Origin of the sequence: Cupriavidus yeoncheonensis (assembly GCF_905397275.1) — a bacterium.
In the GTDB taxonomy this organism is placed as follows: Bacteria; Pseudomonadota; Gammaproteobacteria; order Burkholderiales; family Burkholderiaceae; genus Cupriavidus; species Cupriavidus yeoncheonensis.
Genome location: NZ_CAJPUY010000017.1, coordinates 98105 through 124418, shown reverse-complemented (window position 1 = coordinate 124418; position 26314 = coordinate 98105). Strand labels below are relative to the sequence as shown.

The window sequence follows — 26314 nt, the reverse complement described above, 5'->3', positions numbered from 1 at the left end:
CTGGAAGTGGGAGCCGCTTCGTCGGGACGGGTCCCGATTCGTTTTGGTGTTCTTGTCCTTTGAGTATCGAGGCCCCGCTTGCGCGGGGAATGATGCGGTGTGCGCGGGGGCCTCAGAACAGGTGGCGAATGCCGGCCATCACGCCCACTCGGGTCGTGCTATGGACATCTGTTACCGGCCTCCCGCCCCAGTACTCCGTCTCCCGCCCGACCGTGCCGCCGCGCGCGAAGGTGGCGTCGGCCTCCAGGAACAGGCTGGTGCGCTTCGACAGGGCATAGTCCGCGACGGCCGATACAGCGTCGGCATTGCCGCTGCCGAGCGGAATGGGCGTGGACTGGAACTGCGTCGTTACGTTGCCACTCTGGTTGTAGCGGTAGTACGCGCCCGACAGGTGGAGGGACGGCGTGACCTGGTAGCCGAGGCCGACAAAAGCGATGCCGAAGCGCGCGTCCGGGTTGGTCTCGCGGCGGCCCATGTAGCCGACGTAGCCCGTGGCGTTGCCGATGACATAGGACGCGCCGACCGAGTAATTGTGCAGCGTGTTGTCGCCGGTGCCCGGGCGTTGCTGGTCATAGGCCACGCCGATGGCCAGCGGTCCCTGCTGGAACATCACGCCGCCGCCGAACGTTGCCCCGCGCGCGGTGCTGCCTGGCTGTTCGCCGAAGCCGTAGTCGAGCTGGATGCTCACCGGGCCTACCGTCTTCTTGTAGACCATGCTGTTGTTGATGCGGTAGCCCTGGAAGAAGATGTCGCCGCCGGTGTAGAGCGGGTCCGACCAGAAGTTGCCCCAGCTCTGGTCGAGCGGGTCGAAGGCCCAGCCGATATTGTTCAGGGCGTTGTACTGGCGTCCGAAGGTCAGGGCGCCCCAGTCGCCGGAGAGGCCGACGTAGGCCTGGCGGCCGAACAGGGCGTTGTAGGCGGTCTTGCCATCGTCGGTGCCGAAGCCGTTTTCCAGCAGGAGAACGGCCTTGTTGCCGCCGCCGAGGTCTTCGTTGCCTTTCAGGCCCCAGCGGCTGCCGCCGATGCCGCTGGAAACAAGTTCGGTCTGGTCGTTATGGCGGCCGTCGATGTTCGACGTGTAGCGCACAGCGGTGCTGACGACGCCGTAGAGCATCACGTTCGACTGTGCGTGCGATGTGGAAGGTAAAGCGGCAGGCAGCAGCGTGCCCGCCAGCAGCCAAAGGCTGGCCGGTTTCCTCATGTGGTCTCCTCGGGAGGGATGACGGCCGGCGTTCCGTGCGCCGGCCTTTCTTGTGACTTACAGGTCGAGCACGAGCTTGCCGCCCTTCGCCCGCGACACGCAGATCATCATCGTCTTCTGCGACGCCTTCTCCTTGTCGCTCAGGTACTGGTCGAAGTGGACGGCTTCGCCTTCGAGGATGCGGGTCTCGCAGGTGCCGCACACGCCTTCGCGGCACAGGCATTCGACCGGGACGGTGCTGTCGCGCTCGATGGCCTTCAGGATTGACTCGCCGGCAGCCACTTCCACCGTCTTGCCGGATTTCGCCAGCATCACGGTGAAGGCGTCGCCCGCCTGTTCCGGCGCGGCGAACTGTTCCCAGTGCACGCGCGACGGATCGAGGCCAACAGCCTGCGCGGCCGTGCGCACGGCATCGATCAGCGGGGCCGGGCCGCAGACATAGACATGCGCGCCGGCCTGCATGCCGCCCAGCAGGCCGGCCAGGTCGAGCTTCTGGCCCTTGCTGTCGACATAGAAGCTGACGTGGCCCCCGGAAGTCGCTTGCGTGAGCGCCGCCAGCTCGTCGCGGAACGCGCCGTGCTCGTCCGCGCGGAATGCGTAGTGCAACTCGTGCGAGGCCCCACGCTTGCGCAGTTCGTGCATTTGCGACATGAACGGCGTGATGCCGATACCGCCAGCGATCAGTACGTGGTGATGCGCGCCATCATCCAGCGCGAACAGGTTGTTCGGCGTGGTGATGGTGAGTGCGTCGCCCTCGGACACCTTGTCGTGCAGGAACGCCGAGCCGCCTTTCGACTTCTCTTCGCGCCGCACGCCAATCTGGTAGCTGCCGAGCGCGTCGGGCGAGCTCATCAGCGAGTAGGCGTTGCTGTACTGGCGCTCGCCGTCGCGCATCCGCACGATGACGTGGCTGCCACCGGTGAAAGGCGGCAGATCGCTGCCGTCCATCGCTTCCATGGTGAAGCGCTTGATCAGCGGGGTCACGTGCTCGATGCGCGAAACCCGCACCTGGAGGGTCTGGTAGGTATTGCCCATGCTGCTGTCTTCCGGGTGTGCTGCCGCGCGTTACAGCGCCATGCAGAGGTATTTCATCTCGAGGTAGTCCTCGATGCCGTACTTCGAGCCTTCGCGACCCAGTCCCGACTGCTTCACGCCGCCGAACGGCGCCACCTCGTTCGAGAACAGGCCCGTGTTGATGCCGACGATGCCGTACTCCAGCTGCTCCGCCACGCGCCAGACGCGGCCGATGTCGCGGCTGAAGAAGTAGGCGGCCAGGCCGTAGATGGTGTCGTTGGCCATGCGGACGACGTCGGCTTCCGAGGTGAAGCGGACGATCGGCGAGACCGGCCCGAAGATTTCCTCGTCCAGCACGCGCATGCCGGGGGTGACATCCGCCAGCACCGTCGGCGCGAAGAACTGCGCACCGGCCTCATGCACGCCGCCGCCAATGGCGATGCGAGCGCCCTTGCTCACGGCATCCGCCACCAGTTCACCGACCTTGGCGACCGCCTTCTCCGTGATCAGCGGGCCGATCTCGCTGCCGGCCGTGAAGCCGTTGCCCACGCGCAGTCCGGCCACCTTCTTCACGTAGCGCTCGACGAACTGGTCGTACACGGCGTCGTGGATATAGAGGCGGTTGACGCAGACGCAGGTCTGGCCGGCGTTGCGGTACTTGGCCTGGATGGCGCTCTCGACCGCCGCGTCGATATCGGCATCCTCGAACACGATGAACGGCGCGTTGCCGCCCAGTTCCAGCGATACCTTCTTGACCGTGCCGGCGCACTGCTGCATCAGCAGGCGACCGACCGGCGTGGAGCCGGTGAACGACAGCTTGCGCACCAGCGGATGGCCGGTGAACTGGCTGCCGATGGCCGCCGCGTCGCCGGTGACGATGTTCAGCACACCCGCCGGGATGCCGGCGCGCAGCGCCAGCTCGGCCAGCGCCAGCGCGCTGAACGGCGTCTCGTTGGCGGGCTTGACCACCATCGTGCAGCCTGCCGCCAGCGCGGGCGCGGCCTTGCGGGCGATCATCGCTGCCGGGAAGTTCCACGGCGTGATGGCCGCGCAGACGCCGATTGGCTCGCGCACAACGACCAGCCGCTTGTCGGCGGCCGGGGAGGGAATCACGTCGCCGTAGAGGCGCTTGGCTTCCTCGCCGAACCACTCGATGAACGAGGCGGCGTAGCGCACCTCGCCGCGCGCTTCGGCCAGGGGCTTGCCTTGCTCGCGGGTCATGATGGCGGCGAGGTCGTCCTCGTTCTCGATGATGAGGTCGAACCACTTGCGCAGCAGCGCGGCACGCTCCTTGGCGGTGCGGGCTTTCCAGGCGGGCAGGGCGGCGTTGGCGGCCTCGATGGCGGCCACGGCGCCGGCCTCGCGCATCAGCGGCACGGTGCCGACCTGCTCGCCCGTGGCGGGGTCGGACACGGCTACGGTGGCGGCGTCGGGGGCGTCGGTCCATTCGGCGCCGATCAGGGCCTGCTGGCGGAAGAGGGCGTTGTCCTTCAGTTGCATTTGTCTGGTCTCCGTTTCGGTGGGACGGGGCTCAGGCGCCCTCGTATTCCTTCGCCACCTTGCGGTGGAAATGCACGATGCCGTGCTCGCTGATGCCGCTGCGCTGGCGGTCGACCATGATCCGGCCCTGGCCGCGGTAGCCGCGTGACTTCAGGCCCTTCTGCACGCTTTCGACGAGGCGCAGGTCTTCCGGGCGGAACACGTCGCGATACCACTCGACCAGCTTCTTCTGGTCCTCGGTCAGTTCCTTGTTCAGGAAGTAGATCTCGTAGTGCTGGAGCGTGACTTCGGCGCTGGCCGGGAACTCGTAGATCACCGTCATGAAGTTGGCACCCGGCGGCACGTTGAACATCGTGCAAGGCCAGGCCCAGAAGCCGCTGAAGCTCGGATCCTTTACCGACTCGTCCAGCTTGAAAGATTTTTCCGACGACTTGGCGTGGCCGAACTGCAGCGTCCAGTTGCCGTGCAGCGTGTGGGTGTACTTGTCGACCTGCACCGAGTCCGAGAAGCCGGGGTGCGCCGGGCCGCAGTGGTAGCACTCCATGTAGTTGTCGACGATGGACTTCCAGTTGGCCGGCGTCTCGGTGACGAAGCGGGCGCCGAGGTGGAGTTCGTCGATCACCGGGCAGGCCGCGCGCATGCGGGCTTCCAGGCCGGGGAGTTGTTCCTCGACGCTGCCGGCGTCCGGGTTCATGTTGACGAAGACGAAGCCGGCGTATTCCTCGACCTTGACCGGGACCAGGCTGGACTTGCTCTTGTCGAAGTTGGGGACGTTGTCGCAGTTGCGTGCAAGCGCCAGTTCACCATCGAGCTTGAAGGTCCAGGCGTGGTACGGGCAGGTGATGACGTTCTTCGCGCGGCCGCTGCCTTGCAGCAGTTGGTGGCCGCGGTGCGGGCAGACGTTGTAGAAGGCGCGCAGCACGCCTTCGCGGTCGCGCAGTACGACGATGCTTTCGCCGATGATTTCGCGGGTCACGTAGTCGTTTGACTCGGCCAGTTCGCTGCGGTGGGCCACGCAGATCCAGCTATTGGCGAAGATCTTTTCCTTCTCGTACTCGAAGACGGCTTCCTTCGTGTAATACGAGGCGGGCAGGGTCCAGGCGTTCTCGTCGTCGGCGCAGAAGTCGGCGGGCAGCTTGACGGCGGCGTTGTCCAGGGTCTTCTCCATGATTCGGTTTCCTTTGGTTAATTTGCAGTTAAGCGTTAAATATTGTTTAACAACAAGGCGGAAGAAAAAGCCCGAGGGGGCGGGCAAGGTGTGGGCAGTTGTCGGGAAGGGAAGGGCGGCGGAGGCGCCACCCTGCCCATCAATCCATCAGACGTTGGCGGCGACGGCCTCGCGGTCGGTGGTCACGGCGCGGTTCTCGCTTTCAGGCCGAGCCGTCTCGATCAGGTGCGCCGGCGTGTCGGCGTGGTCCTGCAGCAGCCAGCGGAACAGTCCGAACAGCTTGACGCCAAGAATGACCAGGAACGGGATGGCGGTCAGCACCACTGCGGTCTTCATGGTCTCCAGCGACGCCTTGACGAACAGCATCGCCAGCGGCACCAGCGTCAGCATCACGCACCAGAACACGCGGCTGGTCGGCGACGGGTCCTGTCCTTCTTCCAGGTTGCGCGTGGTGGTGGCCGCCACCGCGTAGGCCACGGCGTCGACGTGGGCGGCGAGGAAGACGATCATGATCGCCAGGTACACGGCCAGGAACACCTTGCCGGCCGGCAGCGCGCTCAGCAGCATTTCCACCGCAGTTTCGCCGCCGTGCTCCTTCAGGATGCGCGGCACGTCGATGGCGCCCGACATGAACTGGTGCATGCTGTAGCTTTCCAGCGCGCCGAAGAAGAACCAGCATCCGAAGCTGCCGCCCAGCAGCAAGGCGTAGATGACTTCCTTGATCTTGCGTCCCTTCGACACGCGCGCCACGAACATCGCCACGCCCGGCGAGTACGACACCCACCACAGCCAGTAGAACACCGTCCAGCCGCGGCTGAAGGCGCCGTCGCCGGTGGGGTCGGTGAACAGGCTCATGTGGACGTAGTTCTGCAGCATCAGGCCCAGGCCATTGACGATGTTGTTGCCGGAGAACAGGGTCGGCCCGATGGCGAACACGACGGCGGCCAGCAGCAGCGCGCCCCAGCAGACCATATGGCTCAGACGCTGCATGCCGCCGTCGATGCCGATATAGGCGCTCGCGGAGAACAGCACCGACACGCCGACGATCACGATCAACTGCGTGACGAACGAATCCGGCACGCCGAACAGGCCGGACAGGCCGCGCGTGAAGGTCGACGCGGTCAGCGCGATCGAGACGGTCAGCGCCCCGAACATCGTCAGCAGGAAGATCAGGTCCACCAGCCGGCCGACCGGTCCGGTGGCGCGGAAGCCCGTGATGGCCTCGATGATGGACGCCAGGTTCAGCCCCTTGTTCTTGCGCACATGGAAGTGGTACGCCATGGCCAGCGAGGGCAGGGCATACACCGCCCAGGCGCTCAGGCCCCAGTGGAAGAACGAGTAGCTGATGGAGTATTCCAGCGCCTCGCGCGTGCCGGTGGGCACGTTGAGGCCGGGCGACTGGTAGTAGTAGACCCACTCCATCACACCCCAGTACATGGTCGACGACCCCATGCCTGCGCAGATGAACATGAAGACCCACGACAATGTGGAGTACTCGGGCTTGCCTTCGCCCAGGCGCACGTTGCCGTACTTGCTGAAGGCCAGCGCCAGGCAGGCGATGACACAGCCGAAGACGAAGATCTGGACCAGCGACCCGAAGGAGCGCGTGGACCAGTCGAAGAGTTGGGAGGCAGTGGCGGCCGCTTCGGCGGGCCAGCGGACCATGGCGATGACGGTGACCAGCACGGCGGTGAGCGTGCAGACGGTCAGGAATCCGTCGCGGCGGGACGTGGACGTTTTCAAGTGGATCTCCTCCGATGCGTCTTGGCGCATTGGTGCTTTGTGGTGGAACTTGTCTAACCGGCGCGGTTGGGTCCGCGTTTTTATTTTGCTTTTTGTAAACCCATGGTTTACAGTAACTATTGGTTTACACAAACTCTATGCAAAATCCCGGGGATGCACAAGCTCCGCGCTGAAAAAAATTATGTGTGTGCCGGATGGGCCTCCGCGCGCCAGGCGGGGCGGGCGTGTCGCGCGAATTCTGCGTCACGTCCTCCCGCGCATCTGGCGTCAGATGGCGTCGGCGATGGCCTTGCCCACGTCGCTCGTGCCGGCCTTGCCGCCGGCGTCCGGCGTCAGCGGGCCTTCCCGCAGCACGGTCTCGACGGCGGCGAGGATGGCGTCATGCGCCTGGCGTCCTGCTGCACCGCCGAGGAAATCCAGCATCATCGCGCCCGACCAGATCATGCCGATGGGGTTGGCGATCTGCTTGCCGAAGATGTCCGGCGCCGAGCCGTGCACCGGTTCGAACAGCGAGGGGAACTGGCGTTCCGGATTCAGGTTGGCCGAGCCCGCCAGGCCGATGGTGCCGGTGCAGGCCGGGCCGAGGTCGGAGAGGAGGTCGCCAAACAGGTTGGACGCGACCACCACGTCGAAGCGCTCGGGCTGGAGCACGAAGCGGGCGCAGAGGATGTCGATGTGCTGGCTGTCCCATTTGACCTCGGGATACTGTGCTCCCACCGCGGCGGTGCGCTCGTCCCACCAGGGCATGCTGATGGCAATGCCGTTGGACTTGGTGGCCGAGGTCAGCTTTTTTCGGGGGCGGGATTGTGCCAGTTCGAAGGCGTACTTCAGGATACGGTCGGTGCCGTGGCGGCTGAAGATCGATTGCTGCATCACGATCTCGCGCTCGGTGCCCTCGTACATGCGCCCGCCGACCGAGCTGTACTCGCCCTCGGTGTTCTCGCGGACCACGTAGAAGTCGATGTCGCCGGGCTTCCTGTTGGCCAGCGGGCAGGGCACGCCAGGCAGCAGGCGCACCGGGCGCAAGTTGACGTACTGGTCGAACTCGCGGCGGAACCTGAGCAGCGAGCCCCACAGCGAGACGTGGTCGGGCACCTTGTCGGGCCAGCCCACGGCGCCGAAGTAGATGGCGTCGAAGCCGTCGAGCTGTTCCTTCCAGTCGTCCGGCATCATCTTGCCGTGGCGGAGGTAGTAGTCGCAGTTGGCCCATTCGAAGTGACGCACTTCGATGGGCAGGTTGAACTTGCGCGCGGCGGCTTCGACGACGCGCAGCCCTTCTGGGAGGACTTCGTTGCCGATGCCGTCGCCGGCGATGGCAGCGATGCGAAAAGGTTTGGTCATGGCGGTGTCTCGCTCGTATCTGGTGGTCAGGACGCGATCGAGGATGCCGGGAAACCCCGCGCGGATCATCCGCGCAACCGTGGATACAGGAAACACGAATCGTGAACAATCTGCCCCCACTGGAAGACCTGCGGGTGTTCTGCCTGGTCGCCCAGCGCGCCAGCTTCGTCGCCGCTGCGGAGGAACTGGGCAGCTCGCCGGCCTATGTCAGCAAGCGCGTCAAGGCGCTGGAGCAGGCGATGGGCGCGCAACTGCTGCACCGGAGCACGCGCCAGGTGTCGCTGACGGAAAACGGCGACCGCGTGTGCCGCTGGGCGCGCCACATGCTCGACGAGATCGGCCAGTTGATGGACGACGTCTCCGCTGGCGGCGGCGCGCCGCGCGGGCTGGTGCGGATCGGCAGCAGCGTGGGCTTCGGCAGGCGACATGTCGCGCCGCTGATCTCGACGCTGTGCGAGCAGTACCCCGGCCTGGAAGTCCGCTTCGACGTGTTCGACAAGCTGGTCGACCTCGTGGCTGAGGGGATCGACCTCGACATCCGCATCGGCAACGACATCGCTCCGCACCTGATCGCCCGCCGGCTGGCGCGCAACTGGCGGGTGCTGTGCGCGGCACCATCGTATCTCGCGGCGCGCGGCGTGCCGCAGACGCTCGACGCGCTGACGGAGCACGACTGCCTCGTCACCAAGGAGCGCGACCATCCCTTCGGCATCTGGCGCATGACCGGGCCGGAGGGCGACCGCAACGTCAAGGTCGGCGGGCGCCTGTCGTCCAACCACGGGGAGATTGTCACGGGCTGGGCGCTGGCCGGGCATGGCGTCATGCTGCGCTCGATGTGGGACGTCGAAGCTGACCTCAAGGCCGGCCGCCTGGTGCAGGTACTGCCAGACTACCGCCAGGACGCGGATATCTGGGCGGTGTATCCTTCGCGCCTTTCCGGCTCCGCACGGCTGCGCGCCTGCGTCGAGTTTTTCATACGGCATCTCGGGGATGCCACCGGGGAATCCAGGACATGACAGAAAACAGCTTTGCATTCCGCCTCAAGGAACTGCTCGAACACAAGAAACTCACGCTGCAGGCGGTTGCGAACGCGCTCGACGTGTCGCGCCCGGCCGTCCACAAATGGACGAAGGGCGGTGAGATCGACTACGAGAAGCTCCGCAAGCTGGCGGCGTTCCTTGGCGTCAACTGGATCTGGCTGCGCTACGGCGAACAAGCGCGGCAAGAGGCGGAAACATCGAACGCGGTGGCAATCCCCATGACCGACATGCGCCGCCGCTACACGGCCGAGATCATGGAGAGCGAGGCGCGCATGAAGCTGGCGCAGGAGGGCGCGCGCATCGTCACGTGGGAATGGAACCTGATCACGGACGGCGTTACCTACTCGTCCAACGTCGAAGCCGTGTACGGCTGGCGCATCGTCAGCAACGAGAGCTTCTGGAAGCATGTGCATGCCGATGACGTTCCCATGATGAACGCCGCCTATGAGGAATCGCTGCGCACAGGCAAGGCGCACGAGTTCGACTTCCGCCTGTACCAGCCCGACGGCAGCATCCGCTGGATTTCGTCCCGCGCAACGCCGGTGCGTGAACTGGACGGGCGCTTCGTCAAGATTGTCGGCATCAGCATGGACAACACCGCGCGCAAGCTCGCCGAGCAGTCGCTGCGCGACCAGCAGGCGCGGTTCCGGGCGGTGTTCGAGTTGACGTCGGAAGGCATGGCATTGCTGGACGGGGACTTGCGCTGCGAGTCGGTCAACGCGGCACTGGTGGAGATGGTCGGCTGCGATGTCGGAGCTCTGCTGGGCGGCGGGTTTGCCGGACGTTTTGCCGATGCCGGGGCGCGCCTGCGCAGGATGACGCGCGCCCGGCCGCTGGCGGAGTTCGGCGCCGAACTCCGACGGGAGGACGGAAGCGGGCTGGCGGTGACGGTCCGCGCGATGCTGGAGCGCAGCGAGGACGGCGCGTCGTATTACGCGCTGGCGATGCGCGCGGTCTGACTGGGGAGAAAACGGGAAAGTTGGTGGGGCAAGCGGGGTTCGAACTCCACCATGTTCGTTCGGAGGTGGACTCGAATCGGAGGCCAGGGAAAGTCCGTAAGCTTGGCTGGAGCCGACGTTCGAACAACCGAGTGATCGTGCGGACCAACGACGCTTCATGGCTGTGGATTCAACCGGCGATGAACCTTAAGTCCCGCCATGGTTTTCCCCGCCCCCCCGTGACGCCGGTTGCCTTCAGCGGGATCGCCAGCCGAGAATGGACTTTCCAACAAGACGAGGAGGACAACCTTGAAGACGAACAAGATGCAGCATCCGCTCGCTGTAGCCGTGGCCCTGCTCGGCTTGCTGTCCGCCAGCCTGGCCGGTGCCCAGGCGCCGGCATCGGCAGCCGGCGCGCCGCCGGCTCCGATGACCGCGAAAGAGGCCAAGCAGATGTATGCGGAGAAGTTCGCGGCAGCCGATGCCAATCACGACGGCAAGCTGACGCGCGACGAGGCGCAAGCGGGCATGCCCGACGTCTACTCCCACTTCGATGAAATCGATCGCAAGAAGAAGGGCTACGTGACGAAGAAGCAGATTGGCCAATGGTATGGCCTGCGCTTCAAGGAGAAGCAGGCCAGGCAGTTGGAGAAGCCGATCTGATGGCCTGATGGCGTGGGGAGGGGTATCGAGTGGCCGCCATCAGTCGGACTCGGACCCCTCGGCGGCTTCCCCGGCAAGCGGCGATGCGCCTCTTCCTTCCGCCCCTGCCGAGCTATCGCGCTATGGCGCTATTGCGCTACCTCCCGTGTCGCCTCCTGCGCCAGCGCGATGAAGTTCCGCGTGGTGGCGTTGTTCGGATCGGGCAGCGTTGCCAGGGCGATGCCGAAGTCCATCCGCTCGGGCAATCCGGTCAGCGCGATGTGGCGGATGCCTTCGCCGCCCAGCCGGGCGGTGGCGGCCGGCACGAGCGCGACGCCCAGGCCGCTTTCCACCAGCGCGAGGATGGTGGGCACCTGCACCGCTTCCTGGGCAATCGGCGGACGAATGCCCGCCGCCTGGAAGGCGTACATCATCAGCGCGTGCATGGTCGGCACACGCTCCTGCGAATAGACGATGAACGGTGTGTCGCCCAACTCGGCAAGCGCGACGGACTCGCGCCCGGCCAGCGGCGAATCGGCGCTCACCGCCAGCACCAGCGGGTCGGGCTGGAGCAGGGTGACCTGCGCGGCAGTCTTGCCCAGTACCGGATGGCGGACCAGTGCGGCGTCGAGGGTGTGTTCCTCCACGGCGTGCAGCAGGTCGACGGTCGTGGATTCCTCGATCACCAGTTCCACGTGCGGGTACCGGGTGCGGAAGGCGCGGATCAGCCGGGGCATCAGCGAGTAGACCGACGAGCCGACAAAGCCCACGCGCAGCTTGCCGCGCTCGCCCGCATCGCCTTCACTGGCGGCCCGGCGGATCTCGTCGGCGAAGAACAGGGTATTGCGCATCTGCCGCAGCACCAGTTCGCCGACCGGGGTCAGCGTGAGGCCGGACGGCAGCCGGTCGAACAGCGTGGCGCCGAGTTCCTCTTCCAGCTTGCGGATGGCCGTGGACAGCGGCGGCTGGGCCATGCACAGGCGCTCGGCGGCGCGGTGGAAATTCAGGGTTTCGCTCAGGACGAGCGCCTGTCGCATCTGTCGGAGGTCCATCTCTACTGCCCTGCAAAAGTTAGCGAACGGCGCCCGCCGCGCGCAGATGATCAATATCGGCGCGGCCGTAGCCGGCGGCAAGAAGAATCTCGTCGGTGTGCTCGCCGAGCATCGGCGCGCGGCGGCGCACCGCACCCGGCGTGTCGCTCAGCTTGACCGGCACGCCGGCGATCTTCACGCGCTGCGCCGAGCCGGGCTGCTCGACGTCGACCAGCATCTCCCGTACCGCATAGTGCGGATCGGCGAAGATCTCGGCTGCCGTGCAGACCGGCCCGAACGGCACCTTGCCGCCCAGCACGCCGGCGATTTCCTCCTTGCTGCGCACGGACGTGAAGCCTTCCAGCAGGTCGATGACCTGCTGCACATTGGCCACGCGCGCCGCATTGGTGGCGAAGGCCGGATCGGTGCCCAGTTCGGGGCGGCCGATGGCGGCGGCGAGCTTTTCCCACAGCGGATCGTTGGCGACGGCGATCGACACGTAGCCGTCGCGCGCACGGAACAGGCCAAACGGGCAGAGCAGCGGATGGCGGTTGCCTTCCGGGCCGGGCGCCACGCCGGTGTACGAGGTCTGGTAGACGATGCGCTCGCACATGGCCAGCACGGCGTCGGTCATTGCCACGTCGACGAACTGGCCCTTGCCGGTCTCCCGGACGCGATGCACGGCCGACAGGATGCCGATGCAGAGCATCAGCGCCGGGATGGTGTCGCCCACGCCGGGGCCGATCTTCATCGGGGTGTGGCGGTCGGGGCCGGTGATGCCCATCATGCCGCCCATGGCCTGCGCGACCACGTCATAGGCCGGCCAGTTCGCATAGGGACTGGCGCCGGAGCGCGGATCGCCGAAGCCGCGCACGGTGCCGTAGACGAGGCGAGGGTTGCTTTCCCGCAGCGTCTCCCAGCCCAGCCCGAGCCGCTCCATCACGCCGGCGCGGAAGTTCTCGACCACGATGTCGGCGCCGTCGATCAGCTTGCGCACGAGCGCCACGCCTTCGGCGGTCTTCAGGTCGACGGCAATCGAGCGCTTGTTGCGGTTGACGCTCTGGAAATAGCCGCCGTACTCGCGCAGCGTGTCGTCCTCGCAGAAGGGCGCGGTCAGGCGCGTGCCGTCGCCCGTCATGGCTTCGACCTTGATCACGTCGGCGCCGTGGTCGGCCAGGACCTGGGTGCAGAACGGGCCGGCCAGCATCTGCGTAAGGTCGACCACGCGCAGGCCGGCGAGGGCGCCGGTGGATGCCGCCTGGGTCATGCCGCCACCTTGCCCATCAGGGCGTCGGAGATGATGCGCATCTGGATCTCGGAGGTGCCCTCGAAGATCTTGGTCAGGCGTGCGTCGCGCCAGTAGCGCTCGGCCGCGAAATGCGTGGTGTAGCCCGCGCCGCCATGGATCTGCAGCCCTTCGCTCGCCACGCGCTCGCACATCTCGCTGGCGAACAGCTTGACCATCGACGCCTCGGTGTCGGCCCGGCCGCCGTCGTCGATCTTCTCGCACACCGAATAGAGCAGGGCCCGCGCGGCCTCGATCTGCGTCGCCATGTCGGCGATCTTGAAGCGGATCGCCTGGAAGTTGCCGATGGACGAACCGAACTGGGCACGGTCCCGCGAGTAGTGGATCGAATCCTCCAGCGCGCCCTGCGCAAGCCCGATGGACCGCGCGGCGGTGTGGGCGCGGGCGGTCTCCAGCCCGGCGGTGGCGAGGTAGAACGCCTTGCCTTCCTCGCCGACCATCTTCGACGCCGGCACGCGGCAGCCGTCGAAGGCCAGTTCCCAGGTGGTCCAGCCGTGGTAGCCGATCTTGGGGATGATGCTGCCCTTCACGCCCTCGGGCAACTGGCCGCGCGGCTTCTCGACGATGAAGGCGGACAGGCCTTTGTGGCGCGCCTTGGGGTCGACCACGGGATCGGTGCGGCAGATCACGAGGATGAAGTCCGCCTCGTCGGCGAAGGTGCACCAGTACTTGTTGCCGGTGATGATCCACTCGTCGCCGTCGCGCACGGCGCGGCAGGTAATGTTGGCGATGTCCGAGCCGGCGTTGGGCTCTGACAGCGAGAACGCGCCAAGGAACTCGCCGCGCACCATGCGGGGCAGGTACTCCGCCTTCTTCTCCGGCGTGAGGGCCTTGAGCGCACCGATCAGCTGGTTGCCCCGCGCGATCAGGCTGCCCACGCTCATCCAGCCGCGCGAAAGCTGCTCGGCGACGAGGCAGTACTCGTAGGCGCCCAGGCCAAGGCCGCCATATTCTTCGGGGATGAGGATGCCGAAATAGCCCAGTTCGGCCATTTCGTCGATCAGGTCGCGGGGAATCTGCCCCTTCTCCGGGTCCAGCTTGTTGGCGAGCGGCAGCACGCGTTCCATCGTGAACTGGCGTGCTGCCTCCTGGATCATTTGCCGTTCGGCGGTGAGCTTCTGCATCGGGATGTCTCTCAGCGAATTCTTCTCGCCGGCCCGGCGCGGCGGCCGGGCCGGTGCCCAGGGTCAGGGGGTCAGGGCAGGACGTTGCGCGGGTCGGCCTTCAGGACGAGTTCCCACGCCTCGCGGGCCATCGGCTGGCTCTTCTCTTCCAGCACGTGGGCCAGCAGGCCGGCCGAACGGCCCACCAGCGCCAGGCCGCGCCCGATCAGCGGGTCCAGGCCCATCGCGGCGATGATGGCGCCGATGGCCCCGACGACGTTCATCGGCAGCTTGCGGTTGTGCTCGGTCATCAGCACTTCCGAGACGGCTTCCATCAGGCGCCAGTGCAGGCTGTAGTAGCCGTTCTCGCGCGACAGCTCGCGCAGGGCGGGCACGCGCGGGTCGCCGTCGACGTGGATGGGATGGCCCACGCCGAAGACCTGCTGGCGGCGCTCCTTGTGGCGGCGGATCACCTCGCGCGCGGCCTGCATGACTTCGGCGTCGGTCGCATCGTCGCGCAGTTCCTTTGCGCCTTCGATCAGCATCTCGGCCGCGTTCTGCATCGGGCCGAGGAACACGCTGCCCGCGCCGAGCAGGCCGGTCGCCACCGCGCCTTGCAGGGCTTCCGGCGCGCCGATGTACGTCAGGCGGGCCGACAGCGAGCTGGGGGTGATGCCGTGATCGGCGGTGGTCACCAGCAGCGCGTTGACCATGACCTTCTCGCGCGGCGTGGGCATGCGCGAGAGCGTGGTGAAGAAGATCATGTCGACGAAGTCGAACTTGCCGATGATCTCGGTGGACAGGTTCTTGCCGCGCACCATGATGGTGTCGGTCGTCGTATAGCCGATGTCGGTCTTTACCATTGGGAAGGCTCCGTGCCACGGAAGGCGATGACGGCGTCCAGCGCCACTACGCCCTGGCCCTGCGGACGCACCGCGAGGGGGTTGATTTCGAGTTCGTCGATGCGGTCGGCGTGCCTGGCCACGAAGTCCGACAGCTTGACCAGCGTGTCCGCCAGGGCCTCGATGTCGAACGCCGCCTGGCCGCGATGGCCCTTCAGCAGTTCGTGGCAGCGCGTCTCGGCGATCATCGCCCGCGCCGATTGCGGCGTGAGCGGCAGCAGGCGGCGGCTGACGTCCTTGAACAGCTCGATGGCGACGCCGCCGAGCCCGAAGGTGCAGACGTGGCCGAACACCTCGTCGCGGTGGATGCCGACCACGGCCTCCACGAACGGCGACGGCAGCATCGGCTCGACCAGCACGCCCTCGATGCGGTCCGCCGGCGCGGCCTTGCAACCGTTGGCGTGGATTTCCTCGAACGCCGCGCGGGCAGCGTCTTCGGACGCGATGCCCAGGCGCACGCCGCCGATATCGGTCTTGTGCGTGATGGCCGCGCTGACGATCTTCATGACCACCTTGCCGGTGCCTTGTGCCGCCACATTGCGGAAGGCCCGCGCTGCCTCGTCGGCCGAGGTGGCGACCACGCCGCCCGGCACGGTCACGCCGGCGCCTGCCAGCAGCGTCTTGCCGCCGGCTTCCGACAGGGCCGTACTGTCGCCCTCGGCCTTGCGCGGGGCGGCCTCGGCCAGCGGACGCCAGTCGGGGTTGAACTGCGCCCGCCACTTGCCGTATTCGATGAACCGCTTGACGGCCAGCACCGTGTTGCCGACCGCGCGCATGGGCATCAGGCCGCCCTCGATCATCTTGCGGTGGCCTTCGCCGGTGCGGTCGCTCATCCAGACCGGCACGATGGGGGTGCTGTCCTCTGACTGCACGCGAACCATGCTGTCGGCCAGCATGGCGCTGGTCTTGCCGTACTCGACGGGGATGGGCACCAGCACGAGATCGGTATTCGGGTCGCTGGCCGTGGCCTTGAGCGCGGCGTAGCCGACCTCGGCGTTGACCAGCACCTCGGCGGTCACGTCCACCGGGTTGTCGAACGCGGCGTAGCCGGGCAGGGCACGGGACAGGGCCTCAAGCGTCTCGGGCGCGAACTTCGACAGCGTCAGGCCGGCGATGCCGACCATGTCGGTGCACAGCGCCGCCGTGCCGCCCGAGAAGCTGTAGACGGCAAGCTGCTCCTTGCCGGTCGGCGTGGCGCGCGACAGCAGCGAGGCCACGTCGATCAGCTCGTCGATGTCGTCCACCTCGATGATGCCGAGCTGGCGGAACACCGCACTGTTGATCTCGGCGACGCCGGCGATGGCGGCGGTGTGCGAGGCGGCGGCCTTGGCGCCGATTTCCGACTTGCCGACCTTCAGCGCCACGATGGGCTTGCCCCGGCGCGCGGCGTGCAGCGCAGCGGCCATGAAGCGCGGGCCGTTGCGCACGCCTTCGAGCGTGGTGACGATGACCTTGATGTCGGGCGCATCCGCCATGTAGTGGATGTAGTCGCTGACCTCCAGGTCGGCTTCATTGCCGCCCGAGCACCACAGGCCGATGCCGACGCCACGGTCCATCGACTGGATGAACGAGCGGCCCAGGCCGCCGCCCTGCGTGGCCACGCCGATGGGGCCCGGCCTGGCGTGGTCGATGCGCCAGGCGGGCGAGAACGTCATGCCCAGGCGCGCGTTCATATTGTTCAGGCCGGGACAATTCGGGCCGTAGATGCGCATGCCGGTATTGGCGACGATCGCGCGCATCTCTGCCTCGACGGCGCGGCCTTCGTCACCGGTCTCGCCGAAGCCCGAGGTGAAGACGATCGCGAACTTCACGCCGCACTCGCCGCATTCGCGCAGCGAGTCGAGCACCATGTCGGCACGCACGGCAAGGATGGCAAGGTCGGGCACGGCGCCAAGGTCGCGCACCGAGGGGTAGCACGGGCGGCCGTGGATTTCCTTGCGGCCGGGGTTGACGAGGTACAGGTCGCCCTGGAACTGCGAATAGACCGTCAGGTTCTCGAAGGTGCGGGCGCCGATGCTGTCGGGCTTCTCGGAAGCGCCCACCAGCACGATCGAGCGCGGCTCGACCAGGCGGGTGAGGTCGCTGAACCAGAGGCCGTTGGCGTCTGGTCTGGCGGTCATTGCGCTTCTCCCTGCGTGCGGCGCTTGAACAGGCAGGTGGCGGCCATCTCGGCGACGACTTCGCCGCGCTGGTTCACGGCCTTGCGCAGGAAGCTGACGATGCCGCGGTCCGGACGGCTGGTCGGCTTCTGCTCGGTCACCTCGATGTCCACGCGGATGGTGTCGCCGATGAAGGTCGGCTTCGGGAACTTCAGGCGGTTTTCCAGCACGCTGAACAGCGAGCCTTCGAAGAACTGGTTCGGGATCGAGCGCGAGGTCAGGCCGGCCATGAACGCGGCGACCAGCATGCCGTGGGCGATGCGCTGGCCGAAGATGGTGCCCTTGGCGTACTCGGCGTCCACATGGACCTTGTTGAAGTCGCCGGTCAGGGCGGCAAAGGCGGCCACGTCGGCCTCGGTGATGGTGCGCGACGAGGTGCTGTAGGTCATGCCCGGCGTCAGGTCTTCCCAGTAGAGGGTGGTCTGGGCGATCTGGTCGAGGATGGCGGGTTGGGTCATCGTGTGTGTCTCCGGATTACTGTGTCAGGTCAGTGCGCTGATGCCGAGGATTTCGCGGCCGATGATCAGCGTCTGGATTTCGGTGGTGCCCTCGGGGATCATCCCGCCGCGGGTGTCGCGGAAGATCCGTTCGATGGGGTAGTCGGTGGCGTAGCCGATGCCGCCGTGCACCTGCAGGGCGAGGTTGGCAACCTCGAAGGCGGCCTCGGTCGCGTACAGCTTGGCGATCGAGCACTCGGTGCGCGAGGTGCCGTTCTGCATCGAACGGGCGGCGCGGTAGCCGAGCGAGCGCGAGGCCTGCACGCGCATCGTCATGTCGACGATGTGCTTCTGCACGAGCTGGAACGAGCCGATCTGGCGGCCGAACTGCTTGCGCTGCAGCGCATAGTCGACGCTGAGATCGAGCGCGCACTGCGCCGCGCCCACGGCGCCCATCGCCACGTTCAGGCGGCCGAAGTTCAGGCCGATCAGGATCTGGCGCAGGCCCAGGCCTTCGGTGCCGATCAGGTTGGCGGCCGGGATCTCGGCGTTCTCGAAGGTGAAGGCGGCCGTGCCGGTGCTGCGGGTGAACATCACGTCGACCGGCGTGGCGTCGTACTTCGTCACGTCGCGCTCGACCAGGAACAGCGACAGCTCGCCATTGCAGGTCTCGCTGTAGGTGCGGGCGACCACGATGCCGAAGTCGGCGAACATGCCGTTGGTCACCCACAGCTTGCTGCCGTTCAGGACGTAGCGGTCGCCGCGCTTGTCGGCGCGGGTCTTCACCTCGGCCACGTTCGAGCCCACGTCCGGCTCGGAGATCGACACGAACGGCTTGCGCTCGTTGCGCAGCAGGGGGCGGACAAAGCGCTCCTTCTGCTCCTCGGTGCCGTAGGCGTTGATGATGCCGGAGACGATATTCAGCCCGTTGAGCAGGATGCGCAGCGACAGCCAGCAGTAGCCGGCTTCCTCCATCATCACGGCCCAGGTCAGGTAGTCCAGGCCCAGGCCGCCGTCGGCTTCCGGCAGGATGCCGCCGAAGTAGCCGAAGTCGGTCAGGCCGGTCATGGCCTCGTGCGGGAACTTCTTGTCGCGCTCCGCCTGCGGGATGAGCGGTGCGATGTTCTCCTTGAGGTAGCGGCGGATGTTGTCGCGCAGCAGTTGCTGGCCGCCGTCGAGGCCGTCAACGTCAACCATCGGATCAACCATAGCGGCCTCCGGTCACGAACAGGGTGGTACCCGTGATGTAGCGGGCGTGTTCCGACGCCATGAAGCACACGGCGCCGGCGATATCGCTGGTCTGGCCCGGGAAGGTGACCGCGTTCTTCGCCATCACGTTGGCGAGGATGGTCTCGTAGTTGGGCAGGCTCTTGATGTACTCGGTCTCGATATAGCCCGGGGCGATGGCGTTGACCGTCACGCCCTTGCGCGCCTGCTCCAGCGACAGCGCGCGGGTCAGGCCGATGATCCCGGCCTTGGCGGTCGAGTAGTTGGCCTGGCCGGGATTGCCGAACAGCGCGCGCGAGCTGATGTTGATGATGCGGCCCCAGCCGCGTTCGTGCATGGCGGGCAGCACGGCGCGGCAGCAGTGGAAGGCGCCCTTCAGGGTGACGTCGAGCACGAGGTCCCAGTCGGCTTCTTCCATCTTGAGGATGGTGCGGTCCTTGACCAGCCCGGCGTTGTTCACCAGCACGTCGATGCGGCCGTAGGCTTCCAGCGCAGCGCCGGCAAGTTGCCTGACCTGTTCTTCCTTGCGCACGTCGCAGGCCACGGCAATGGCCTTGCCGCCGGCGGCCTCGATGGTGCGGGCGTTGTCGGTGGCGGCGTCGAGGTCGAGGTCGGTCACCACTACGGAGGCGCCTTCCTTCGCCAGCATGCGCGCGGTCTCGGCGCCGATGCCGCGCGCCGAGCCGGTGATGATCGCCACGCGATCGTTCAATCCAAGATCCATGTCTTCTCCAGTTGTTGCGTGTTGCGTTGTGTGTTGCGTGATTGCCAGATGGGGTGGGTCAGTTGTCGGCCTGCAGCGCCTCGCTGACTTCGCGCAGCGCGGACAGATAGGTTTCGCGGTTTTTCTCGATGCGGTCGACCGGCCCGGCCAGCGAGAGGCCAACCGGTTGTCCGCCCATCCACAGCGAGACGGCCAGCGCCGTCACGCCGGGCGTGCCTTCGTCGTGGGCCTCGTACCAGCCAAGCTGGCGGCCGCGCTGGAGCTGATACAGCAGGCGGTCCACGTCGACCACGGTGTGCGGGGTGACGGCGGGGCGACGGATGGCGTCGAGGCGGGCGCGGGCCTCGTCCTCGGGCAGCAGGCCAAGCATCGACTTGCCCAGCGCCGACGCGTGCAAGGCCACGCGCTCGCCGACGTCGAGGATGTAGCGCAGCGGCAGCCGGCTCGCGGCGGCGGCGGCCACCTTGACGGCCATCGGCTCCAGCACGCCGAAGAAGGCGCTTTCGTTGGTGCGCTCGGCAAGCTGGTCGACGGCTTCCTGCGCCAGCGCGGTCAGCGGATCGCTCTGAGCGATACGGCGCGCGGTCTCCAGCAGGCGCCCCGTCGGATAGAAGCGGCGGGTGCGCGAGGTGCGCATCAGGTAGCCGAGCGAATGCAGGGTGTGCAGCAGGTCGGAGCAACTGCTGTCCGCGAGCGAAAGCAGCCGCGCCACGTCGGAGTTCGACAGGTCGCGCTGCTCCCGGGCGAAGACTTCGAACACGGCCATGGTGCGGCTGGCGGCGGGGATCAGCGTGGGCAATTCAGGCTCCGGGAAATCGATGTGTTTGTACGAGATATGGGAAAACAATACGAGGTTTCGCAAAACAGCGCAACCAATTTCGATATTTAGGACTAGAATTCGATTGATCGTAAAGATTGCCGGGTGGTCTCGCAGGGTACATGCGGCGTCAGGTACACATGCGAGTCCGCTCAAACCATGCCCTGACGGGGCAACCACTTCGAAAAACGACAGGAGACGCAGATGCAGGAAACGAAGCGCCAGGCCCTCAGGCAGGTACTGGCATGCGGGGCGGTGGCCGTGCTGGGCCTGGGTGGCCTGGGCGGCCTGGCACAGGCGGTGGCCGCCGACGGCAGTTATCCGGCGAAGCCGGTCACGCTGATCGTGCCGGGGCCGCCCGGCGGCATCACCGACCAGTTGGGCCGGCTGGTGGCCAACCAGATGAGCACGCGTTACGGCATTCGCGTGGTGGTGGAGAACCGCCCCGGCGCGGGTGGCAACCTGGCGACGGAAGTGGCGGCGCGCGCGGAGCCGGACGGCTACACGCTGCTGCTCGGCACGCAGGGCACCATGGCGACCAACCAGTACCTGTACAAGGGGCTGCGCTTCGACCCGGCGCGCGATTTCGTGCCGGTGCACGCGCTGATGTCTTCGCCCAACCTGCTGGTGGTGAACCGTTCGGCGCCGTTCCAGTCGGTGAAGGAACTGGTGGCATACGCCAAGGGGCATCCCGGCAAGCTGGCGGTGGCGTCGGCCGGCAATGGCACGGCGACGCATCTGGCGGCGGAACTGTTCCAGTCGGAAGCCGGCGTGAAGTTTGTCCACGTCCCTTACAAGGGCAGCGCCCCGGCGATCACCGACCTGCTCGGCGGACAGGTGGACCTGACATTCGACTATCCGGCCTCGACGCTTGCGCAGGTGCAGGGCGGCAAGCTGCGGGCGCTGGCCGTGATGGGCGCGACGCGCCTGCCGCAACTGCCGCAGGTCCCGACGATTGCCGAGGCGGGCTATCCGACGGCGCAGTCCACGGCCTGGATTGGCCTGTTTTTCCCGGCGCGTACGCCGCCTGCGGTGGTGAAGCTGTGGGAGAAGAACGTGGCGGCCATGCTGCACGAGCCGGTCAGCGTGCAGGCGCTGGAGCGGATCGGCGGCATGCCGCTGCGGCTCGACAGCGCGCAGTTCGGCGCCTATGTGCAGTCGGAGCGGGTGCGGTGGAAGGGGACGATCGAGCGCTCGGGCGCGACGGTGGATTGAAGGAGGATTGCGGCCCCCCTCTCCCGTTCATGGAGAGGGGTGAGTCCACAGCTCAACGATGACTTCGCGATTACTTCGGCTGCATCCGGATCGCTCCGTCCAGCCGGATGACCTCGCCGTTCAGCATGCTGTTCCCGATCACCGCTTCCACCAGCTTCGCGTACTCGGCGGGCCGCCCCAGGCGCGAGGGGAAGGGCACCATCCGGCCGAGCGCATCGCGCACTGTTTCGGGCAGGCCCAGCAGCATCGGCGTCTCGAACAGGCCCGGTGCGATGGTCACGCAGCGCACGCCGTCGCGCGCCAGGTCGCGGGCGACGGCCAGGGTCATCGCCGCCACGCCGCCCTTCGACGCCGCATACGCCGCCTGCCCGATCTGGCCCTCGAAGGCGGCCACCGAGGCCGTGTTGACGATGACGCCGCGCTCGCCGCCCGCGTCGGGCGTGTTGCCGACCATGGCGGCAGCCGCGAGGCGAACCATGTTGAACGTGCCGATGAGGTTGATGCGGACGGTGCGCTCGAAGGCATCGAGCGGATGGGGCCCGTCCTTGCCGACGGTCTTGCAGGCGGGCGCGACGCCGGCGCAGTTGACGAGGCCGGCCAGCCGCCCGAGGGCGGTGGCCGCCTCCACGGCGGCGCGGCCGTCGGCCTCGCTGCTCACGTCGCAGCGCACGAAGCGGCCGCCCAGTTCGGCGGCCAGCGCCTCGCCGGCGGGGTTGATGTCGGCAATGACGACCGTGCCGCCGGCCGCGGCCAGCAGGCGGGCGGTGGCTTCACCGAGGCCCGAGGCGCCGCCCGTGATGAGGAAGATGTTGTCGCGGATGTCCATGGCCTGTCCCCTTAGCGCTTGAGCTTCGCCATGTAGCTGTCGAGCGCGGCCTCGTGGTCGGCGGTGTGGTGGGCGAGCGCCTGGAAGCCGGCCGACATTTCGAGGATGGTGTCGAGCCGGGCGTGCTGGCCTTCCTTCAGCAGCCGCTTCGCCATGCGCAGCGCGTGGCCGGGATTGGCCGCGATGCGCTGCGCCAGCTCCATCGCCGTGGGCATCAGCGCTTCGGGCGGCACCACGCGGGACACGAGGCCCCATTCGAGCGCCTGCGCGGCGTCGATGGTGTCGCCGGTAAAGCACAACTCCGCTGCGCGTGACATGCCCACGGCACGCGGCAGCAGCCACGCGCCGCCGTCGCCCGGGATCAGGCCCAGCTTGACGAAGGTGGCGGCGAAGATCGCCTGCTCCGACGCGATGCGGATGTCGCACGTGCAGACGAGGTCGTTGCCCGCGCCGAGCGCCGGGCCGTTGACGGCGGCGATCACCGGCACTTCCAGGTTCGACAGCGCCAGCGGCAGCCGCTGGATGCCGTCGCGGTAGGCGTAGCGGGCCATGACCGGCTCGCCCGACTCGCGCCCGAAGGTGGTGCGCAGGCTCTTGAGGTTGCCACCGGATGAAAAGGCGGGGCCGGCGCCAGTCAGCACGACCACGCGCACGGAGTGGTCGCGGTTGACCGCTTCGCACATCGCCACCAGCGCCTCGACGGCGTCGTTGTCCGAGAGGGCATTGCGCGTCTCCGGACGGTTCATGGTGACGACGGCGATGGCGCCTTCGCGTTGGATATCGAGGAAAGGACTCATGGTTTGCACAGGCATGTAGAGAGGCCGGGTTGTCCGGCCGATTTGAATCGGGGCAGGTTCAGGCGCACCGGCACGCTTGTTCCGACGCGGCGCGTGCCGCGTCGATGCGGTCGGGTGGCAGCCAGCCAGCCAGGATTTGCGCGATATCGCGCGCAGCGGGCGCGCGCGGCGCCGAGGGCGGCACCGACGGCGTGCGGCTGAAGCGCGGCGCGGGGCCGGGATGCATGATCCCGTCGACCTCGACGAAGGTTCCGCGCGCCTGCAGGTGCGGGTGCCGGGGCGCTTCCTCGTAGCTGAGAACGGGAGCAAAGCAGGCGTCGGTGCCTTCCAGCAGGGCGCACCATTGATCGCGGGTGCGCGTGCGGAAGACCTCGGCCAGCGCGGCGCTGGCGGCGTCCCAGTTGGCGGGGTCGGCCTGGGCGCCCAGGCTGGCCGGATCCACGCCGATCAGGGCGAGCAGGTCGCGATAAAAGCGCGCCTCGATCGGGCCGACCGAGATCCAGCCACCGTCCTTGCACTGGTAGACGTTGTAGTAGTGCGCGCCGGAGTCGAGCACATTGGTGCCGCGTTCCTGCCGCCACTGGCCGGCGGCGGTCATGCCGAAGAACACCGCGCCCAGCGCGGCGGCGCCATCGACGATGGCGGCATCGACGACCTGGCCCTTGCCGGACCTGCCGGCCTCGATCAGCGCGGCGAGCACGCCGGAGACCAGGAACATGCCGCCGCCGGCGAAGTCGCCCAGGTAGGCCGGCGGAATCGCGGGCGGTCCGCCGCGCTGGCCGATGGCGTTGAGCGCGCCGGTCAGCGCGATGTAGTTGATGTCGTGCCCGGCCGTGTGCGCCAGCGGGCCGTGCTGGCCCCAGCCGGTGATGCGGCCGTAGACGAGGCGGGGATTGCGCGCCAGGCAGGCGTCCGGACCGAGGCCCATGCGCTCGGTCACGCCGGGGCGGAAGCCCTCGATCAGGGCATCGGCCTTCTCCGCCAGTTCCAGCACGATGGCCACGCTGTGCGGGTCCTTCAGGTCCAGCGCGATCGACTTGCGGTTGCGCAGCATGAGGTCGAAGCGGCGCTCGCGCTTCACGCCGAGGTCGGTGTCGCCCGGACGCTCGATGCGCAGCACCTCTGCGCCCATGTCGGCCAGCATCATGCCGGCCAGCGGGCCGGGACCGATGCCGGCCAGTTCGATGACCCGGATGCCCGCGAGCGGACCCTGCTTCGGTTTGTTGTCTTGCATATCGGGTCCTTACTCCACGGGGATGCCGGCGGTCCGGACGATGTCGCGCGTGCGCTGGATCTCGGCGAGCTGGAAGTCGCGCAACTGCTGCGGGCTGCCCGGGTAGACGGTGGCGCCCAGGTTCTCGATGAACTTCACGCTGTCGGGTTGCTGCATCCCGGTGCGCACGGCGTCCGAAAGCGCCTTGACGACCGGCGCGGGCACCCTGGCCGGGGCGAACAGGCCGGTCCAGGCCGTGACCTCGAAGCCCGGCGCGCCGCTCTCGGCCACGGTGGGCACCTGCGGCAGTTCCTTCAGGCGGCGGGAGTCGGTCACGGCCAGCGCGCGCATGCGGCCGGCGCGGATCAGCGGCAGCACTGCGCTGATCTCGCCGATGGAGTAGTCCACGTTGCCGGCGGCCACGTCGGTCATGGCCGGCGCGGTGCCCTTGTAGGCAATCGGGTTGCCCTTGATGCCGAAGCGCTCGTGGAACAGTTCGACGTAGACCTGGTAGCCCGCGCTGCCGGCGGCGTAGTTCAGCTTGCCGGGCGCATTGCGGGCGGCACCGACGAGGTCGCCGAGCGCCTTGTACGGGGAGTTGGACGGCACCACCACGACCATGGCGAAGCGGGCGATGCGCTCCACCGGCACGAAGTCCTTTACGGGGTCGTACGGCAGGCTCTTGAACACGGCCGCGTTGGTGACCATCGACGAGTTGCTGCCGATGAACAGCGTGTAGCCGTCGGGCGCCGCCTCGGCCGCTGCGCGCGCGCCGATGAAGCCGTTGGCGCCGGGGCGGTTCTCGACCACGAAGGGCTGGTGAAACGTCCGGGACAGATGCTGGGCGATGTAGCGGGCCGTGGTGTCGGCCCCGCTGCCTGGCGGCAGCGACACGATGATCTTGACCGGGTGGTTCGGGTAGTCGGTCTGGGCCATTGCCAGCGAGCCGGTCAGTACCGAGGGCAATGCGAACAGCAGCAGCGATGCCGCCATCCGGCGTCGCCTGGCGCAGTGGAATGCCATGTCGTCTCCTTGTCAGTCCTGTCGTTCTGGTGTTCTGATCCCGCAAGCCGGGTTTCCTGGATGCTAAGGAGGCGGCGGCGATCTGAAAAATACTTTTGGTATGTCGATCAATACATGCGCTGTATCGCGAGCCCGGATTTGCCACTTCCTGTTGTCTACGAAATTTCGTATAGTGCTGTCCGATACCGAACGATCCGTGGATACCCATGCCCACCATGATTCCCGCCGCCGGCCGTGCCATGGCGGTGTTTGAAGTCTTCGCCCGCGAGCAGCGCGAACTGTCCAATTCCGAGATGGCGCGCCAGCTGTCACTGCCCGAGACCAGCACGTCCGACCTGCTGCACACGCTCCACAGCCTGGGCTACCTGATGCGCACCACGCGCACGCGCCGCTTCTATCCGACCGGCCGGCTGGCGGAACTCACCCGCCAGATCGCCGAAAACGACCCGCTGACCACGGCCGCGCAGGAAGCCGTCGACCAGCTGGTCGAGCGCACCAACGAAAGCGCCTTCTTTGGCCTGCTGGAGCCGACGGCGGTGAAGGTCGTCGCCATGCAGCAGAGCCGGCAGCCACTGCGCTACATCATCGACGTGGGCAGCCGCGCCGCGCTGCATGCGTCGGCGCTGGGCAAGGGGCTGCTCGCACTGCTGCCCGAGGATGAGGCGCGTGCGGCGCTGGAAAAGAGCCAGCGCCGCCAGGTGACGCCGCACACCATCGTCGATGTCGACAGGCTGATGGCGGATATCGCCAAAGGCCGCCAGCGCGGCTGGCACGAGGCGCGGGAAGAGGGCGCCGAGGGTGTCGATGGCCTCGCGGTCACCGGCTGGTTGGCCGGGCAGCCGGCCGGGATCTCGCTGGCGGGCCCGGCGGACCGCATGCGCAAGCATCGCGACGCCTACCTGGAGGCGCTGCGCGAGGTGCGCAACGGGCTCCTCGGCGAGGGCTGA

24 protein-coding genes are annotated in these 26314 nt (G+C 67.3%); 5 read left to right on the top strand and 19 right to left on the bottom strand.

Features of this window, described 5'->3' with window-relative positions; translation table 11 throughout:
* Window positions 1–112: 112 nt before the first annotated feature.
* The 6 genes from KHO22_RS22395 to KHO22_RS22370 all read right to left on the bottom strand — a co-directional run bounded on the left by KHO22_RS22395 (window position 113) and on the right by KHO22_RS22370 (window position 7967).
* A complete protein-coding gene (locus tag KHO22_RS22395) occupies window positions 113–1201 on the bottom strand; it encodes a porin (protein ID WP_211949364.1) in 1089 nt (362 codons plus the stop codon).
* Between the two features lie 57 nt (window positions 1202–1258).
* Window positions 1259–2236: a PDR/VanB family oxidoreductase gene (locus tag KHO22_RS22390; RefSeq protein ID WP_211949363.1), complete on the bottom strand. Its 978-nt coding sequence runs from the start codon at window positions 2234–2236 to the stop codon at window positions 1259–1261.
* 30 nt (window positions 2237–2266) lie between these two features.
* Window positions 2267–3715, bottom strand: a complete 1449-nt coding sequence (locus KHO22_RS22385) for an NAD-dependent succinate-semialdehyde dehydrogenase (RefSeq protein WP_211949362.1) — start codon at window positions 3713–3715, stop codon at window positions 2267–2269.
* A gap of 31 nt (window positions 3716–3746) precedes the next feature.
* On the bottom strand, window positions 3747–4883 hold the full coding sequence (locus KHO22_RS22380) for an aromatic ring-hydroxylating oxygenase subunit alpha (RefSeq protein WP_211949361.1): 1137 nt from the start codon (window positions 4881–4883) through the stop codon (window positions 3747–3749).
* 147 nt (window positions 4884–5030) lie between these two features.
* Window positions 5031–6626, bottom strand: a complete 1596-nt coding sequence (locus KHO22_RS22375; protein ID WP_211949360.1) for a BCCT family transporter — start codon at window positions 6624–6626, stop codon at window positions 5031–5033.
* Window positions 6627–6893: 267 nt separating this feature from the next.
* The gene (locus KHO22_RS22370) at window positions 6894–7967 is read right to left on the bottom strand and encodes a tartrate dehydrogenase (protein ID WP_211949359.1); all 1074 of its coding nucleotides are present in this window, start codon (window positions 7965–7967) and stop codon (window positions 6894–6896) included.
* Between the two features lie 101 nt (window positions 7968–8068).
* Here KHO22_RS22370 and KHO22_RS22365 point away from each other — a divergent pair, with 101 nt between their 5' ends.
* The 3 genes from KHO22_RS22365 (at window position 8069) to KHO22_RS22355 (ending at window position 10608) form a co-directional block, all read left to right on the top strand.
* A complete protein-coding gene (locus tag KHO22_RS22365) occupies window positions 8069–8983 on the top strand; it encodes a LysR substrate-binding domain-containing protein (RefSeq protein WP_211949358.1) in 915 nt (304 codons plus the stop codon).
* Complete coding sequence (locus KHO22_RS22360) at window positions 8980–9966, top strand: PAS domain-containing protein (RefSeq protein ID WP_211949357.1); 987 nt, start codon at window positions 8980–8982, stop codon at window positions 9964–9966. Before KHO22_RS22365 ends, KHO22_RS22360 begins: the two co-directional genes overlap by 4 nt.
* Before the next feature lie 303 nt (window positions 9967–10269).
* A complete protein-coding gene (locus KHO22_RS22355) occupies window positions 10270–10608 on the top strand; it encodes an EF-hand domain-containing protein (RefSeq protein ID WP_211949403.1) in 339 nt (112 codons plus the stop codon).
* Between the two features lie 128 nt (window positions 10609–10736).
* On the opposite strand, the gene KHO22_RS22350 is transcribed toward KHO22_RS22355, so the two are convergent.
* From KHO22_RS22350 to KHO22_RS22310, 9 genes are all read right to left on the bottom strand, one after another.
* On the bottom strand, window positions 10737–11639 hold the full coding sequence (locus KHO22_RS22350) for a LysR family transcriptional regulator (RefSeq protein WP_211949356.1): 903 nt from the start codon (window positions 11637–11639) through the stop codon (window positions 10737–10739).
* A 19-nt stretch (window positions 11640–11658) separates the two neighbouring features.
* Window positions 11659–12885, bottom strand: coding sequence for a CaiB/BaiF CoA transferase family protein (locus tag KHO22_RS22345; RefSeq protein ID WP_211949355.1), 1227 nt, complete (start codon window positions 12883–12885; stop codon window positions 11659–11661).
* Complete coding sequence (locus KHO22_RS22340; RefSeq protein WP_211949354.1) at window positions 12882–14048, bottom strand: acyl-CoA dehydrogenase family protein; 1167 nt, start codon at window positions 14046–14048, stop codon at window positions 12882–12884. Before KHO22_RS22340 ends, KHO22_RS22345 begins: the two co-directional genes overlap by 4 nt.
* A gap of 71 nt (window positions 14049–14119) precedes the next feature.
* Complete coding sequence (locus KHO22_RS22335) at window positions 14120–14890, bottom strand: citryl-CoA lyase (protein ID WP_211949353.1); 771 nt, start codon at window positions 14888–14890, stop codon at window positions 14120–14122.
* Complete coding sequence (locus tag KHO22_RS22330; protein WP_211949352.1) at window positions 14884–17049, bottom strand: acetate--CoA ligase family protein; 2166 nt, start codon at window positions 17047–17049, stop codon at window positions 14884–14886. Before KHO22_RS22330 ends, KHO22_RS22335 begins: the two co-directional genes overlap by 7 nt.
* On the bottom strand, window positions 17046–17546 hold the full coding sequence (locus KHO22_RS22325; protein ID WP_211949351.1) for a MaoC family dehydratase: 501 nt from the start codon (window positions 17544–17546) through the stop codon (window positions 17046–17048). Before KHO22_RS22325 ends, KHO22_RS22330 begins: the two co-directional genes overlap by 4 nt.
* Window positions 17547–17570: 24 nt before the next feature.
* On the bottom strand, window positions 17571–18734 hold the full coding sequence (locus KHO22_RS22320; protein ID WP_211949350.1) for an acyl-CoA dehydrogenase family protein: 1164 nt from the start codon (window positions 18732–18734) through the stop codon (window positions 17571–17573).
* The gene (locus KHO22_RS22315; protein WP_211949349.1) at window positions 18727–19476 is read right to left on the bottom strand and encodes an SDR family NAD(P)-dependent oxidoreductase; all 750 of its coding nucleotides are present in this window, start codon (window positions 19474–19476) and stop codon (window positions 18727–18729) included. The genes KHO22_RS22320 and KHO22_RS22315 overlap by 8 nt, the downstream gene beginning before the upstream one ends.
* Window positions 19477–19534: 58 nt before the next feature.
* Complete coding sequence (locus tag KHO22_RS22310) at window positions 19535–20275, bottom strand: IclR family transcriptional regulator (protein WP_211949348.1); 741 nt, start codon at window positions 20273–20275, stop codon at window positions 19535–19537.
* A gap of 222 nt (window positions 20276–20497) precedes the next feature.
* Here KHO22_RS22310 and KHO22_RS22305 point away from each other — a divergent pair, with 222 nt between their 5' ends.
* The gene (locus KHO22_RS22305; RefSeq protein WP_211949347.1) at window positions 20498–21508 is read left to right on the top strand and encodes a Bug family tripartite tricarboxylate transporter substrate binding protein; all 1011 of its coding nucleotides are present in this window, start codon (window positions 20498–20500) and stop codon (window positions 21506–21508) included.
* Window positions 21509–21578: 70 nt separating this feature from the next.
* Here the strand turns inward: KHO22_RS22305 and KHO22_RS22300 are convergent, their stop codons facing one another.
* From KHO22_RS22300 to KHO22_RS22285, 4 genes are read right to left on the bottom strand one after another with little or no spacing between them, the layout of a single operon-like run.
* Window positions 21579–22334 (bottom strand): 3-hydroxyacyl-CoA dehydrogenase, encoded by a 756-nt coding sequence (locus KHO22_RS22300; RefSeq protein ID WP_211949346.1) that lies wholly within the window; start codon window positions 22332–22334, stop codon window positions 21579–21581.
* 11 nt (window positions 22335–22345) lie between these two features.
* Window positions 22346–23131 carry a crotonase/enoyl-CoA hydratase family protein gene (locus KHO22_RS22295; RefSeq protein ID WP_211949345.1) on the bottom strand — a complete coding sequence of 262 codons (786 nt, stop codon included), beginning with the start codon at window positions 23129–23131 and terminating at the stop codon, window positions 22346–22348.
* 58 nt (window positions 23132–23189) lie between these two features.
* Window positions 23190–24365: a CaiB/BaiF CoA transferase family protein gene (locus KHO22_RS22290; protein WP_211949344.1), complete on the bottom strand. Its 1176-nt coding sequence runs from the start codon at window positions 24363–24365 to the stop codon at window positions 23190–23192.
* A gap of 9 nt (window positions 24366–24374) precedes the next feature.
* A complete protein-coding gene (locus KHO22_RS22285) occupies window positions 24375–25367 on the bottom strand; it encodes a Bug family tripartite tricarboxylate transporter substrate binding protein (protein ID WP_211949343.1) in 993 nt (330 codons plus the stop codon).
* A gap of 206 nt (window positions 25368–25573) precedes the next feature.
* Here KHO22_RS22285 and KHO22_RS22280 point away from each other — a divergent pair, with 206 nt between their 5' ends.
* The gene (locus tag KHO22_RS22280; RefSeq protein WP_211949342.1) at window positions 25574–26314 is read left to right on the top strand and encodes an IclR family transcriptional regulator; all 741 of its coding nucleotides are present in this window, start codon (window positions 25574–25576) and stop codon (window positions 26312–26314) included.

Excerpts from the sequence above, each read along its gene's own strand:
- KHO22_RS22395 (WP_211949364.1), bottom strand. The coding sequence starts at position 1,201 with ATGAGGAAACCGGCCAGCCTTTGGCTGCTGGCGGGCACGCTGCTGCCT.
- KHO22_RS22390 (WP_211949363.1), bottom strand. The coding sequence starts at position 2,236 with ATGGGCAATACCTACCAGACCCTCCAGGTGCGGGTTTCGCGCATCGAG.
- KHO22_RS22385 (WP_211949362.1), bottom strand. The coding sequence starts at position 3,715 with ATGCAACTGAAGGACAACGCCCTCTTCCGCCAGCAGGCCCTGATCGGC.
- KHO22_RS22380 (WP_211949361.1), bottom strand. The coding sequence starts at position 4,883 with ATGGAGAAGACCCTGGACAACGCCGCCGTCAAGCTGCCCGCCGACTTC.
- KHO22_RS22370 (WP_211949359.1), bottom strand. The coding sequence starts at position 7,967 with ATGACCAAACCTTTTCGCATCGCTGCCATCGCCGGCGACGGCATCGGC.
- KHO22_RS22360 (WP_211949357.1), top strand. The coding sequence starts at position 8,980 with ATGACAGAAAACAGCTTTGCATTCCGCCTCAAGGAACTGCTCGAACAC.
- KHO22_RS22355 (WP_211949403.1), top strand. The coding sequence starts at position 10,270 with ATGCAGCATCCGCTCGCTGTAGCCGTGGCCCTGCTCGGCTTGCTGTCC.
- KHO22_RS22350 (WP_211949356.1), bottom strand. The coding sequence starts at position 11,639 with ATGGACCTCCGACAGATGCGACAGGCGCTCGTCCTGAGCGAAACCCTG.
- KHO22_RS22345 (WP_211949355.1), bottom strand. The coding sequence starts at position 12,885 with ATGACCCAGGCGGCATCCACCGGCGCCCTCGCCGGCCTGCGCGTGGTC.
- KHO22_RS22340 (WP_211949354.1), bottom strand. The coding sequence starts at position 14,048 with ATGCAGAAGCTCACCGCCGAACGGCAAATGATCCAGGAGGCAGCACGC.
- KHO22_RS22335 (WP_211949353.1), bottom strand. The coding sequence starts at position 14,890 with ATGGTAAAGACCGACATCGGCTATACGACGACCGACACCATCATGGTG.
- KHO22_RS22330 (WP_211949352.1), bottom strand. The coding sequence starts at position 17,049 with ATGACCGCCAGACCAGACGCCAACGGCCTCTGGTTCAGCGACCTCACC.
- KHO22_RS22325 (WP_211949351.1), bottom strand. The coding sequence starts at position 17,546 with ATGACCCAACCCGCCATCCTCGACCAGATCGCCCAGACCACCCTCTAC.
- KHO22_RS22320 (WP_211949350.1), bottom strand. The coding sequence starts at position 18,734 with ATGGTTGATCCGATGGTTGACGTTGACGGCCTCGACGGCGGCCAGCAA.
- KHO22_RS22315 (WP_211949349.1), bottom strand. The coding sequence starts at position 19,476 with ATGGATCTTGGATTGAACGATCGCGTGGCGATCATCACCGGCTCGGCG.
- KHO22_RS22305 (WP_211949347.1), top strand. The coding sequence starts at position 20,498 with ATGCAGGAAACGAAGCGCCAGGCCCTCAGGCAGGTACTGGCATGCGGG.
- KHO22_RS22300 (WP_211949346.1), bottom strand. The coding sequence starts at position 22,334 with ATGGACATCCGCGACAACATCTTCCTCATCACGGGCGGCGCCTCGGGC.
- KHO22_RS22295 (WP_211949345.1), bottom strand. The coding sequence starts at position 23,131 with ATGAGTCCTTTCCTCGATATCCAACGCGAAGGCGCCATCGCCGTCGTC.
- KHO22_RS22290 (WP_211949344.1), bottom strand. The coding sequence starts at position 24,365 with ATGCAAGACAACAAACCGAAGCAGGGTCCGCTCGCGGGCATCCGGGTC.
- KHO22_RS22285 (WP_211949343.1), bottom strand. The coding sequence starts at position 25,367 with ATGGCATTCCACTGCGCCAGGCGACGCCGGATGGCGGCATCGCTGCTG.
- KHO22_RS22280 (WP_211949342.1), top strand. The coding sequence starts at position 25,574 with ATGCCCACCATGATTCCCGCCGCCGGCCGTGCCATGGCGGTGTTTGAA.